Origin of the sequence: Qipengyuania gaetbuli, from assembly GCF_009827315.1 — a bacterium.
Lineage (GTDB): Bacteria > Pseudomonadota > Alphaproteobacteria > Sphingomonadales > Sphingomonadaceae > Qipengyuania > Qipengyuania gaetbuli.
The window spans coordinates 1-12,749 of the sequence record NZ_WTYF01000001.1 but is presented as its reverse complement, the minus strand read 5'-3'; the positions used below and the strand labels follow the sequence as shown (position 1 = coordinate 12,749).

Annotated in this window: 13 protein-coding genes; 6 read left to right on the top strand and 7 right to left on the bottom strand. The window is 57.0% G+C overall.

The window, feature by feature from the left end; genetic code table 11:
- On the top strand, positions 1 to 500 hold a 500-nt coding region (locus tag GRI42_RS00065), incomplete at its 5' end, for a hypothetical protein (RefSeq protein ID WP_234033736.1).
- Positions 501 to 616: 116 nt separating this feature from the next.
- Here GRI42_RS00065 and GRI42_RS00060 read toward each other — a convergent pair.
- Together GRI42_RS00060 and GRI42_RS00055 are read right to left on the bottom strand one after the other, a co-directional pair.
- On the bottom strand, positions 617 to 1,099 hold the full coding sequence (locus GRI42_RS00060; protein WP_160606044.1) for a nuclear transport factor 2 family protein: 483 nt from the start codon (positions 1,097 to 1,099) through the stop codon (positions 617 to 619).
- 304 nt (positions 1,100 to 1,403) lie between these two features.
- Positions 1,404 to 2,870 carry a S41 family peptidase gene (locus GRI42_RS00055; protein ID WP_160606043.1) on the bottom strand — a complete coding sequence of 489 codons (1,467 nt, stop codon included), beginning with the start codon at positions 2,868 to 2,870 and terminating at the stop codon, positions 1,404 to 1,406.
- A 636-nt stretch (positions 2,871 to 3,506) separates the two neighbouring features.
- Here GRI42_RS00055 and GRI42_RS00050 point away from each other — a divergent pair.
- The 3 genes from GRI42_RS00050 to GRI42_RS00040 all read left to right on the top strand — a co-directional run bounded on the left by GRI42_RS00050 (position 3,507) and on the right by GRI42_RS00040 (position 6,126).
- Positions 3,507 to 4,220, top strand: a complete 714-nt coding sequence (locus GRI42_RS00050) for a VV20781 family protein (protein ID WP_160606042.1) — start codon at positions 3,507 to 3,509, stop codon at positions 4,218 to 4,220.
- 116 nt (positions 4,221 to 4,336) lie between these two features.
- Positions 4,337 to 5,377, top strand: coding sequence for a sensor histidine kinase (locus GRI42_RS00045; RefSeq protein WP_160606041.1), 1,041 nt, complete (start codon positions 4,337 to 4,339; stop codon positions 5,375 to 5,377).
- Entirely contained in the window at positions 5,374 to 6,126 is a 753-nt protein-coding gene (locus tag GRI42_RS00040; protein WP_160606040.1) for a LytR/AlgR family response regulator transcription factor, read from the top strand. The genes GRI42_RS00045 and GRI42_RS00040 overlap by 4 nt, the downstream gene beginning before the upstream one ends.
- Positions 6,127 to 6,240: 114 nt before the next feature.
- Here the strand turns inward: GRI42_RS00040 and GRI42_RS00035 are convergent, their stop codons facing one another.
- The 4 genes from GRI42_RS00035 to GRI42_RS00020 all read right to left on the bottom strand — a co-directional run bounded on the left by GRI42_RS00035 (position 6,241) and on the right by GRI42_RS00020 (position 8,925).
- The gene (locus tag GRI42_RS00035) at positions 6,241 to 6,849 is read right to left on the bottom strand and encodes an outer membrane protein (RefSeq protein WP_160606039.1); all 609 of its coding nucleotides are present in this window, start codon (positions 6,847 to 6,849) and stop codon (positions 6,241 to 6,243) included.
- 429 nt (positions 6,850 to 7,278) lie between these two features.
- A complete protein-coding gene (locus GRI42_RS00030; protein ID WP_160606038.1) occupies positions 7,279 to 7,581 on the bottom strand; it encodes a hypothetical protein in 303 nt (100 codons plus the stop codon).
- Between the two features lie 72 nt (positions 7,582 to 7,653).
- Positions 7,654 to 8,157 (bottom strand): hypothetical protein, encoded by a 504-nt coding sequence (locus GRI42_RS00025; protein ID WP_160606037.1) that lies wholly within the window; start codon positions 8,155 to 8,157, stop codon positions 7,654 to 7,656.
- A 108-nt stretch (positions 8,158 to 8,265) separates the two neighbouring features.
- Positions 8,266 to 8,925: a hypothetical protein gene (locus tag GRI42_RS00020; protein ID WP_160606036.1), complete on the bottom strand. Its 660-nt coding sequence runs from the start codon at positions 8,923 to 8,925 to the stop codon at positions 8,266 to 8,268.
- A gap of 159 nt (positions 8,926 to 9,084) precedes the next feature.
- On the opposite strand from GRI42_RS00020, the gene GRI42_RS13905 reads away from it, so the two are divergent.
- Positions 9,085 to 9,342: a hypothetical protein gene (locus GRI42_RS13905; protein WP_234033735.1), complete on the top strand. Its 258-nt coding sequence runs from the start codon at positions 9,085 to 9,087 to the stop codon at positions 9,340 to 9,342.
- 586 nt (positions 9,343 to 9,928) lie between these two features.
- On the opposite strand, the gene GRI42_RS00010 is transcribed toward GRI42_RS13905, so the two are convergent.
- On the bottom strand, positions 9,929 to 11,074 hold the full coding sequence (locus GRI42_RS00010; protein ID WP_160606034.1) for a tyrosine-type recombinase/integrase: 1,146 nt from the start codon (positions 11,072 to 11,074) through the stop codon (positions 9,929 to 9,931).
- A 1,169-nt stretch (positions 11,075 to 12,243) separates the two neighbouring features.
- Here GRI42_RS00010 and GRI42_RS00005 point away from each other — a divergent pair.
- Positions 12,244 to 12,648: a P-loop NTPase family protein gene (locus GRI42_RS00005; protein WP_234033733.1), complete on the top strand. Its 405-nt coding sequence runs from the start codon at positions 12,244 to 12,246 to the stop codon at positions 12,646 to 12,648.
- The last annotated feature ends 101 nt before the right edge of the window (positions 12,649 to 12,749 follow it).

Genomic DNA, 12,749 nt, shown 5'->3' with positions numbered 1-12,749 from the left:
TGAGCATTCGAAATCTTACTCTGATGGCGGCGATTACGAGTTGCTTCCTGCAAGCTGGCGGTGGGCTATTCGCAATCTCGGTATTGGTCAGCACAATCACGGAAGCACCGCCTAGATCATTCGCGATGCTAGAAGGAGCATACAGCTACGACAGTAGCGCATTCTGGGAAACATTGCCGCCGATCACCGCTGCTTTGATCGTAATTGCATTAGCTGCGAACTGGAAGACTTCCCGCCGCTGGTTGATGGTGACCGCATTTGCCCTATTCATTTTAGGTGGGCTTCTTGCAGGAATCCTTCTGGAGCCGGAGTTCGCTCGCATTACGGAGGGTGGTTATAATGACTGGGTCGATCCTGAATTGAAAGAACGCGCACGCAGTTGGTATGCTCTCGACTGGGCAACTTGGAGCCTTACGCTGTTTGCTGGCATTGCTTTGCTATTGGCGCTCGCTCTTCCCGCAATCGCTGAAGACCGACCCAAAGCACGGCCATTTGGGTAAGGCTAACGCGCGCCCCAGAAATGTCCCCAATCGGGTCGCTAGCGGCTGCTCCGCTCCTAGCGCATCGCTAGCTAGGTGAAGCTGGCACGAACTGGGTGGAAAGCGGGCGTCGATTACTAGGAGCACGAGACAACGGTGTCGTGAGACGCAATGATTTGCCACCGCCCATCACGCTTTAGCCATGTGTCGGTCCAGATTTGGCATCGCTTTGCCTCGTTGCCTTCGAGGTCTTTGCGCATCCGGTTTTCCGCACCGTAAGCTACGGCATAGGAGTTGCCAAAGAACCGCACCTTTACTTCGCCGATTTGGCAATCACGGGACAAACTTGCTTTGACCGGATCAGTCGTAATTGCTTCATTCTTTCCGAAGCGCTGGCCGCTCGTGAACGTGCCTTGAAAGTCGTCGGCAATGATGTCTTGCATTCCCTCTTGAGGGCTACATTGTGCATCGGACCATTTCGCAGCCGCTGCAATCATGAACTTGACATCGTCTTCATCTGGGGAACCCCATCGGGATTCCTGGGCGATGCTAGGTGAGGAAAGTCCAAAAAGGAGTGGCATTGCAACGACAAAGAAAGTGACTTTTGGTTGTACTCTCATGGCTCTCATCTCCCGGCAAAGCTCGATCATCGCAAACGCAGGAGAACTAACGGACTGCACTACAGTTTGCACACGGGAAATGGGGTGACAGGAACGTCCGCTATCGGGTCGTTAGCCGCCCGTCCGCTCCTGGCACATTGCTAGCTCGGTGAAAGCGTCGCCAGATGGGTGGAAAGCGGTCGTCCGGGTAGCAAGAGCTAATTTGCTTCTCAATCAGACCATATGTCTTTCATGCTCAACTATCCTCTGATCATACATTAGGGCAGCGCGGTCTGGTGGTAGCGTCTGGGGAGGATGAATAGGTTCACCGAAGTTCGGCCACCCACTTCTGGAGCTCACCAGTCTGTGCCAGGTCCCCGGAATAGACGATAGCCGGTTCGTAGGGGCCATAATCGCCCGAGCCCACCGCGACCTTTTGGAGCGTTGAGAAGGTGCGAATGCCCGAGGGGAGGAGTTCCTCGCGAACCTCCATGTAACGCGTGCTGACATCGGTCGCTTCGCCGACATGGAGCGCACCGAGCCGTCGAAATATTTCAGCTGCGATCAAGCACGAGCTGAAACAGGCTCGGTCGGTGACCAGGACTAGGCGCCCGGCCATCTCCGAGACAGGCAATTCCTCGCTCTTGCGATTGTTCTCGGCCAGTTTCCGGCTGGCGCAATCTGGCAGCGCCGGTGTAAAAGCGCGCTCCTCGGCAAGGCCCGCTTCCATGTCTTCAACCAGTGCTGAAACATAGGCGAAGGACTGCGAGTCGCCGCCTTTGAGCCGATCGCGCCAGTTGCGCAGGGCCGCGAGGTTTCCTTGGGAGACGCGCCAGAAAGCACCGCGACATGTCGCGACCGGCTGCGATTGTCCGGTTGCCGCCTTTTCTCCCACCAGCAGTTTAGCGATCGCCAAGGCATGGGATGAGTCCCCGCCGCCGTTCCCACGCAGGTCGAGCACGACCATCGTTGAGGCTCGCAGATCTTCCTGGAGAAGCTCGACCTCGGCGACCACTTCGGCTGCGCTCGATTCCAGCGTTTCTAGATGGATCCAGTAGCCTCCATCGAAGGGCTTTACGCCCATGCCAGCAGCCGGCCGCATTCCGTCGGCACGCTCGATGAAAGGATAGATTTTGGGAACCGTGATCTGCCGCCAATCGAGCCTCGCTTCGACGCGGGCCCCAGCGGGAGACTCGAAGACGCAGCTTTCCGGCTTGCTCAGGAACGGGTTGCCGTCGCGTACCAGCAGCCACGCCGCGTTGGCCGCGAGCTGGGCCTCGATTTCGGGATTGCCCTTGAACGCGCCGATCCGCTGCTTACCCCAGCTTTCGGCTTCAGTCCCGTCGCAGGAGATGAGCCTGTGCCCGACGAGCGCGGGATCGTTCGGGCCGCGCTCCTGCGCTCCGACTACCCAACTTCCGCCGCGCCGTGAGAGAATGATCCCCGCCCATGCCCGATGGGGAAACTCGACAAGCGAATTGGACCAGATGTGACGATCCCCGAACTCCGCAGCCAAGCCGGTCATAAGGGCATCGTAGGCGGGATAGCTATCTACCCCCGAAAGTCGGTTCTCAACATTGGCGCGCGCCGTGTCGAGCCGCGCGAGGAAGTCCGTGTCATTAAGCGATGTTTCGGCACCGGGATGGTTGGCCTCGACCAACTCAAGCGCAGCCCGCGCATCTCTTTCTGCGAGCAAACGCCACGGGTTTGCCGTCTCTTGTGCATGCGATTGCCCAGCCAAACTTGCAGAGGCACAGGCCAGCGCCACGAACATCATATACCTCAACAGCATACTATTCGCTCCTCAGAGATCAGCTCCGATCCTCCCGCGATAAGAGCCTTGGGCATAACTCGGATTCTCTCAAATTTCGTTGTCGACGGCGATTCCGATGCTTCCCCCCGCAGGGAGCCATTGTTAACTTGTCGCTAAATCGTTTATCGCTGGTACACACCAACTCCATCGCAAAAACTGGCCGTCGACAAACTTGGGCTTTTTCGAGACGAAGCTTCGGCAATATGCGCGAGTTGGTACGCTCGGTAGTCAGATGGGCGTGCTTCATCAAATTTGGGGCGGTAAGCTCAGCTGACGCAAGAGTGGCCCAGCTTTCAAACGCGCATTCGGCCTGCGGCTGCCTTATTCCTGCGATATCCTTTGTGATTTGGCTTGGAGGGGCGGGCGGTCACTTTTCTCGCCGACTCTCAGTCTCAGCCCTCGCCACCGAGGGACATCAATAAAACGAGCGATCAGAATGGCCGACTTAGCCGTGGCGCTTGGGCGATGCCTGGAAATCTCTAACGTTGGGTTCGCTTTCGTCGCAGTGAGGGCGGGATTGAGCGATTACGAGCATAAAGCCAAAGTTCTGTCTCACGGTAGCTGCCTGTGCACCGTCAACCCTGCATTATCGGTTGAGGAAAAGGACCTACTGTGATGCGTAAACTTGTATCTACTATCATTTTGGTCACATTAACTTCGGCATGTTCGCCCTTCCAGCCGGTCGAGATGCGGCTTCCTTCCAACCTTGCTACTCAGTCTGCCCGGCTGCCAATCGATGGCTTCGGCGGATGGACTCATGGTCGCTTTCGCACCGGAGACTGGTACGGTGGATACGAGCGTTCTGAAGAGCGGTTCTCATATTTCGACACCTTCATCCAGAATTCGGGCCATAGCGAGTTCACGATCAAAGGGCCGGGCGTCTCCTCTAGCATTGAGGCGTTTTGTCGCATGCGAGAGAAGGTACTCGATCTAGGATTCGCCGAATTCAAGCCGAAACGCATGTCCTACCGCTGCGAATTTACTGCTGATGGACGCGGCATCCCCGCTCGGTTCGAGCTGCAGGAAGTGCGCACCGGGCTCGGCGGCGCCCTTAACCGATACGAACGTCGAGGAGAGATTGCGCTGGGTGGAGAAACGGTGCAAATTCGATCAGTTCACAAACTTGCCGGGTCGCCTATCGAAATGGCCTCTCCCATCGGATATGTCTTTGAGAAACGTGGCCGCGCCGTGGGCGCGATCGAGCTAAATGGCTCGCCAGTTATATATATCGAGGACCTGGCCAACGAAGGCCTATCACGCACGATCACTATCGGCGCAATTGCCCTCGCGGCATTCTGGGATCCCGCCAACAGTTCGTTGGGTGAATGACATTGTCAGCTCTATCCACGCAGACGTCGACTTTCGTCATTTCCACCCAAGAATCTGGAAGCAGTCGGACCAGAACATTTGCGCCTCACCGCCGCCGGACCATCATTCTCGTAGCTGTGATTTGGTTCGCAGGCGGGTCCCTTTATCTTCTTCCCTATCTGATCCGCGGAGGCCTCGATCTTCCAGCAGTAATCTCGCATTTGACTGTCTCTTTAATCGGCCTTGCATTCTCCATCACAATGCTGGCCTTCACAGCTCGTTTACGAAGACTCTCGGCAGTGGCTACTATTGCTGTCTATGGGCTAACTGTCGTCGTGACAGCCGCCACACTGGCCTCAGTCGACATTGCGGTATTCGATAGCATCTACGGACTTTTCGGCCTCACGCACGGGGCGCCAAATTTGAGCTATTCCATCGCGTGGGCCGGAAACTTTGCGATTTTTATGTCGCAGTTCTCGCTCATAGCAGTTGCGTTCTGGTCCTTGGACCAGCTTGAGGCGTTCCGACAGCGAGAAGTCGAATTGCAGACCAGTAAAGCCTCCGCTGCAGAGGCGCGTGGCGAAGCCAACAAGGCAAAACTGTCAGCCCTGCGTTATCAGCTCAATCCGCATTTTCTATTCAACACGCTCAACTCAATTTCGTCGTTGGTGATTACGCGAAGGAGAGCAGACGCAGAATTAATGCTGACCAAGCTTTCCGATTTCCTGCGCGCGACCCTGTCCGGGGATCCCGATGCCCCGCAGACGCTGGAAGGCGAGTTTGAAACGATCGACGCCTATCTTGGGATCGAGCGGATACGCTTCGGCGACCGCCTTGCCGTGGCCATTGATTGTCCGCCCGAGCTGCGCGATGCGCGCATGCCGCATTTCCTCCTCCAGCCGCTGGTCGAAAACGCTGTGAAACACGGGGTCGCCCCGTCTGAACGGACGGTCACCATTGGTATCTCTGCCCGGGCGAGAAATGGCCGGCTTATCGTGTCGGTCGAGAATGACTGCCCCACCCTCGATGCCGAAGCGCAGGGCACTGGTGTAGGGCTGCGCAACGTGCGCGAGCGCCTTGCCGCGGTTTATGGAATGGCGGGCAATCTAGAGACCATCGAGCGCGACGCAGGGTTCATCGCGATCGTCAGCCTGCCGCTGGAGTTCGGCCAAGCATGACGCTCCGCCTGGTCATTGTCGATGACGAAGCGCTGGCGATTGATCGCCTGAAGGAACTACTGGGCGATATCGATGGCGTCGAACTGGTCGGAACAGCTAATACCGCGGATCAGGCGCGGGAATGCATTGAGCAGCTGAGGCCCGATCTCGTGTTGCTTGACATCCAGATGCCCGGCAGAAGCGGCATGGCGCTCGCAGCCGACTTGCCATTGGCAGAACGGCCGGAAATCATTTTCGTCACCGCGTTCGAGCATTTCGCCCCCGACGCATTTTCGGTCGATGCGGCGGATTACCTCCTGAAGCCCGTTCGGTTCGATAGGCTGCGCCAAGCCATTATCCGCGCCCAGAGGAGGATCGACCTCGTCGCAGCGGCAGCGCACGGCAAGGCCTGCGCCGAAGAGACGGGCCGCTATACGCGCGAGATATGGGTGTCGGTTCGCGACGGGAACATCCGGCTCGATGTAGATTTGATCGACTGGATCGAAGCTGCAAAGGACTACGTGCTGCTCCACACCGCCACGCGCAGCTACCTGCACCGTGCTTCGATGAACGCGCTGGAGGAAAAGCTCGATCCCAAGGCGCTGCTCCGGGTCCATCGCTCTGCCTTCGTCCGTCCTTCGCTGGTAGAAAAACTCGAGCGGCCCGGCCGCGGCAGTCTCACTCTTGTCCTTCGCGACGGCGTAGTGGTTCAGGTCGGGCCCAGCTATGTGAAGGACGTCCTGCAATTGATCGGCCCGGGCGGCGAGTAAATTCCGCTCAACCAGAAAACCATCATCATTCGCGTCGCCACAACGCAAAAGCCCGCCCGGATCGCTCCGGGCGGGCTCGCTTCTGAGGTCTTAGGGCCTTGGGACGGGACGGTCTCAGAAGCGAAGTCCAGCAGTGAGCATGACCTGATGACGGTTGGTTTCCAGATCGGTGTCCGAAAAGGCACCGTAATCCGAATAACGGTATTCAAGGCGACCGAAGGCCTTGCCCAGAGCGACTTCCGCCCCGGCGCCGAGGCGATAACCGTCGATGTTGTCTCCTTCGCTCTCGGTTTCACCGCCGAGAGTGTATTCGAGATTGAAACGCTGGTTGGTGTAGCCGCCCTTGGCATAGATGAGCAGCGTATCGCTTACCGGAACGCCCAGGCGGATGCCTGCGTAAAGGTCGCGGCCGGCCTTCAGCGCGAGTTCGTCGCCGGCTTCGAGTACGTCAGTTTCCGAAGCGCTGACAGAACTGTCGCCGATCTCGCCTTCGACACCCACAACGAAATTCCCGAAGTTGTAATCGTAGCCCAGCGAAACGCCGTAAGCGATGCCGTCTTCGGAGCTACCATCCTCCTCGTCGGAACCGTCGGCGTCGAATACGTCGTAGCCGATGTTGGCGGCGACCCACGGGCCGTGGAACGGCTTGCTGTCCTGCGCAAAGGCAGGCGAAGCCGCGCTGGATACGACGAGGATCGCCGCGATAGTGATAATCTGTTTCATTTCGTATTCCCTCAATTGATGGCGCGATAGCCACTTTTGTCCGAAACACCGGTTGTTCGGTGCTCTGGATTGGGAATAAATATGGCCGGCAATAACGGCATCAGAGGTGCGTCTGATGCAAACGATCCTTCGATGGAAGCCGCACATATACGCTCAATACAGGTTTTGGAGCGACGAAACCGACAGCTTAATGTCCGCAATCGGGTCGCTAGCGGACAGGCAGCTTTTAAGAGGGAGATGGGGCGGCTAGCGGACATTATTGCCATGGGCATCGGCCATAACCATCAAGGCAATAGGCGAGCCCAAACACCGCATCCAGGATCGAACTCCAGCCGAGCGTTGCCGCGAAGATCATTATGGTGAGAAGGCCAAGGCCGAAGATGCGCAAGGCGCGTGATTTCTGTTTCACAGCGAAGCTCGGTGCCCGCTCTATTTCACTTGCGTGAGCACGAAAAATGTCACGAATGCCAGCGTTGAGAGCAAGGTGACTGCGAGCCGTCGCCAATCATTGGCCGCCGATCGCAAGGTCTGAAATATCCAGATCGGAAGCACGAGTATCATGAACCAGAGTACCGTCGGCCAGAGATTGTCCAACCGGAATAGGCTGGCGCCATAGGACATGCCTACGACGAGACAAATCAGTGCCCACAAGGCCGCGAAGGGGAACACCGCCCACAGGGCGATCCGCAATGCAGTCGCGCCAGTAATTCGTTTTGCCTGGAAGAGCGACATTTGCGGCATTCCTCAGTGTGACGCCGGCAAGGGAAGACCGGCGGTTTGGAGCTTCTGGCCCTATGCTTCCAGCTATCGCTGGAACGGATCGGCGGGATTGACGCCGTTCAGCGCTCTCACGCATTCCGTGAATTCGGTCCAAACCTTGCTAGGCGGGTTAAGGTCGAAATCTGAGATGAACCTGCCGCCACTCATCAAACTGGTTTCGCTGCCAGCTTGTGACCGCAGCCAGTACAGGGTGGAGTCGCTGAGCGAGATGATGATCTCTTTTCCGCCAGCCCTTCCAGTTTGGTAGCCCAGCGCCCGGCTGGCGACCCTGCCATTCTGAAAGTAGAGGTCGTCGTAGGTGGCTTCAGCGAGGTTCCAATCTGTTCGGCCGAGTTGCAACTGCCAGCTCGAGGCCAGCGAGAAGTGAAACAAGGTGAGCTTCTTATCATCGACCTTGGCCATGATGCAGTTGCCCTCGTTCGGGGCTCCCGCCAGCCAGCCAAGGTATTCAATCGTCGCTGACGCTGGCTGGGATGAGGAGAGCGCGAGAAAAGCGGCGGATGCTGCAAGAACGAAAGAACGCTTCATTTGATCTCCCCCAAATCGCGATGGTCATCCGGCGCGTAATACACCCCATTCGCGAAGAATAGCGAGTTCGTCTTCGACGGAGGTGAAGGTGCGGTTGTGCGAACCTTTCTACTCGGCCATCAAGTCAGTCGGGTCGGCCGGAAAGAAATCTAGCAAAGCCCGATGGATAACGTTGGTGTTAAGCGTTTCAAGGCTACCGCTAGAGAGCGCCTCGCCCAGAGCAGGGCAATTGAAATACCCCTCAATGCCAGACAGGTTGTTGGAGGAGTAAAAGTCCTTCACGAAGGCGGCCTCCCACGCCGATGAATATCGGGTTGGAAAGCTAGTGGATTCTTCGATTAAGAGGCGATCGTTTCTGGTGATACGCTCCGTCATCGTTCCATCGTCGATGCTGCAATTGTAGTGTGCATGAGACGAAGGCCCCAGAGTCTCAAACGCCTCAGTGGGTAGCTTTGAAACTCTACCGCGACTGAAGGAGACCGCAGTTTGGATGTGTGCTTCATAAGGCTCATGCAGGTCCACGGCCTGAAGGCAGTCGTAATCGCTGCCGTCGGGCCAACACTTGTATGCGGAAACGTTCTTGTAGAACGCGACCATCGCTCCATCTGGGCTTTTCGTCCATTCCAGAGCGGGAGTTTGGTGAGTTTCTGCTGGCGGCTGATCGGCGCTGGGAGCTTGATCTGTGCATGCCGCAAGGAAAGCAACAAGGAGTATGGGAAGAAGGCGCATGGTCTCTCTAAAATGGGCCGCTAGCTTGAGGCTCGGCATTTGGCTGAAGATGGCATACCTTTAGCGCGATCAAAGCGTCGTCAGATGGGGTGATGGGAGTTGGTGCGACATATGACTTTCCTAATTGGAGTAGTAACAGCGGTCAGCAGTAATTAAGTCGGCCTTCGCTTCTCGGGTTGGGCGAGGGGATTTCCGACGGTGAGGATGTTCCTGCGTTTATCTGCAGTTCGGGTCGAACGGAGCCTCGTCGGCGGTCGCACACCATTCTTCGACGTAATCCTCCCACTGCTGGACTGCGAGTTCGTTCTTTTCACGTTGAGTGAGGTCATCGTAGGAGATCTCACGCTCTGGGAGAAGGCTGAGAAGGACGAAAAGCGCGATCACCCCGACCACGACGATGTCAAATTTGGTGACCTGAGAAGGAGGCCGCGAACGAACGTTGGCATCATAGGCTGAGCGCTTTCTCTGGAGATAGGTCCCGATCGCGCCTCTAGCCTTGCTAAAGCGAAGGATTACGTCATTGATGAGGTGTTGCATGTAAGTCCTAAGCATGCCCCAAGTGGATTTGGGAAGAAGCGCGTTTCGGTCAACTATGACAGTGGGTCAATAGGTTACCGATGCAGTGAAGTCATAGATGCTCACGTTGCCTCCAGGCATCTGGGCCCTTGTCCAGCGCAGCTTCGGCTTCATCGAAGGTGGGCCAGTATTCAGCGCTCTCGCGCCTGACCGGCCCGCAGTCGTCGGCTGCCCCGAGGTAGAAGCCTCGGCCCGACTGCAGGACCTGAAGGGGAAGACGGCGATTGCCGCACTCATCGCTCGGATACCACCCCCCGGCACCACAAACGATCTTGCCTCGCCCTACTAACCTGCCTTACGCTACGCTCCAGGCCGCCCAGCAGGGCGACCATAACCGCCTGAACTCTAACTTGACCGGTGGACCATCCTAATGGGGCAGGTCAGCAGGTTCGCTCTATGGCAGAGCTGAAACCGGACTGGCCGCTATCGGCCCAATAGCCGTCTATCCTGAGCGAAGAATTCCCTATCAATTTAGCAGGAAGTGGTTCCAATCGGCCATGAGTGCCCTGCGCTTGTCGAGTAGGTCAGTCCGTTTGTAGGCTGCACGTACTTTGTTGGTATCAACATGGGCGAGAGCAGCTTCGGAAACATCGTCAGGATGTTCCGTTGCCGTGGTAGACCAGTCCTTAAAGGTAGAACGCCACCCGTGAACAGTGAACCCGGGTGCAAATCGCTTGAAGACCTTCGATACTGCTGTGTCGCTCAGCGGCTTTCCAACGGAGTTGGGAAATACCAACCCGGCCTTATTCTCGATCCTAGGGACGGTTTGCAAAAGCCGAACCGCTTCATCGGAAAGCGCTACGCGATGCTCTCGCCCCGTCTTCATCCTCTCACCTGGAATGATCCAAGTACGATCCTGCAGATCGAATTCGCACCATCGCGCGCCCCGAGCTTCGCCTGACCGAACCGCCGTTAGTAATATTAGCTGCAGGGCACAGCCAGCCGTGCCGCCAGCTTGGTCGCGAACCTTCTGGTACACACTGGGAGCGTCCCCAACCGAACAAGCGGCGTGATGCTTCACTGTATGTCTCTGTCGAGGTAGCGCCTGTCGGATACCAGCAAGTGGCAGTTCATGCGCACGATGGCCCAACGGCACTGCAAAGGCTACGACCGCAGCAACTCGCTGCAGCACCCGCCGAGCAGTTTCCTCCTTCGCGAGCCAGATCGGAGAAAGCGCTTCGAGTAGATGCGAGCTTTCAACCTTGTCGATTGGGAGGTCACCAATGCGTGGGAAGACGTACTTCTCCAAGCTATTGATCCACTGCATGCGGTGTTTCGCGTTTCTATAGGTCGGACAGCGATCTGCATGGAGTCGCCGCGCAAGCTGCTCGAACGTGGGCATTGGAGAAGGATTCAGAGCATCGATCGGATCTCGACCAGCTGCCACTGCTTCCCGAGCTATCCGGATATTCTCGCGAGCTCTTGCTAGAGTTACATCCCGGGTTGATCCAAGACCGATGTCACGACGTCTCCCACGATGATCGGTGATCCTGGCAAGCCAAGACCTCCCACCACTACCGCTAATCTGTAGCATCAGATTGCCGCCTATCGAATGACGGCCCTCCTGTTTAAGCTGGTTGACTTCACGTTCGGTTAGACTGCGTCGAGCCATCTTCCCCACACCTTTCCCCACAATGGTTACTGGAAGCTGCTGGACCCTAATGGACCTCGCAGCCTTTCTGCTTCGACCTGATGCTTGGGAATCGGGGAGCCTGCTACTGGCGGGTTATCCGCACTGGACCTCACTGGACCGAAGGATGGGGGACTCCGTCTCCGCCATAACTTCCTTGAAATAGAGAGCTCGCGGCTCATTTTGATGCGAGATGCCCCAATGGGTGCACTATTGGTGCGCGCGTAAGCGGCTGGCGCATTCGATATTTGTCGATTGTTTTTCAAGTGAGGTGCTCGGTGCAAGATCACCGAAGCCACATGCATTTCCAAGCATTCAGGGCGAGCACAGACCTTCCTTCACTTCTCTAACCGCCTCTATTTTACAAGCCTCGCGCGGGCGAGAAACTGTGTTAGCGCTCTTGACCCGCACTGGGACCGCTCCTGAGAATTAAAAGCTCAGGGATCGGAAGCCCCCCCCAAGGCGCGATGTCCGCTTGTTCGGTCGCAGCTAGAACCGCAGTGGCAGGAACTGGGTGGGAAGCGGTCAACGCTCTGACCAACTGACATAGCAATCAGTGTCGATCATCGCGATAAGCGTTCGACCGTCTTAGCCTTCGAAGTAAACTTTCGCGACCCAACCGGTGCTATCGCCTGCTAACCGCGCCACATCAGATGCGAAATTCCTACGGTATGCCTGTGTTGATCGCTCAAGCATCTGACCTTTTTGCTCAATCGCTAGGGAAACCGATTGCGCAGGTGTCAAATTCCGACAGTTGGCATTCTGCGAACAGCCCGAAACGATAGTACAGAGAATGAAGCTCAGCAGCGGCAATGGGCGGGACATGGCTCACCTGTGCCCCCATTCTCTACTGTCCGCAATCGGGTCGTTAGCCGCCCGTCCGCTCCTGGCACATCGCTAACTCGGCAAAACTGTCGCTAGATGGGTGAAAAGCGGACTTTGGGCAGCCGGGGCCTGAAGTTGACTGCTATAGATGTTGGATTGCACGCGTAGGGGATGGCAGGTCGAACGAGTCGGCACGTCCATCACGTCCAAAACCATTCTAACCGGGGGTCAATTTGCAGCGCGTTTTGATCATTGGACCCTGTGGCTCAGGCAAATCCACCCTTTCCCGGGAACTTGGGGGTCGGCTTCATCTTCCGATTTACCATATGGACCACTTGGGCTGGCTACCCGGATGGGTAGAGACCGACAAACACGAGTTGAGAGAAAAACTGGGTGCGCTCGTAGCGACTGATCGCTGGCTGATCGAGGGTAATTACGGCAGCACGCTCGATCTCCGTCTTCCGAGAGCAGACGCGATAATCTACCTCGACTTTCCCATCGGCCTCTGCCTTTGGCGCCTGATGCTGAGAGTCTTCCGACACCGTGGCACCACACGTCCGGACATGACCGAAGGCTGCCCGGAACGCTTTGACCTAGAGTTTTTCCTCTACGTCTTGTTCTGGAACCGGGGCCCGCGTCCTCGCACAGAGCAGGCACTAGAAGGTCATCAGGCCAAGATAATTCGCCTGCGCGGACCAAAAGAGCTCAAGCGGTGGCTTGCGGCACTTTGACGCGGAAGATGTCGATAAAATTGTGTCCGCAACCGGGTCGTTAGCCGCCCGTCCGCTCCTGGCTCATCGTTAGCTCGGTGAAACGGTCACGAAGTGGGTGG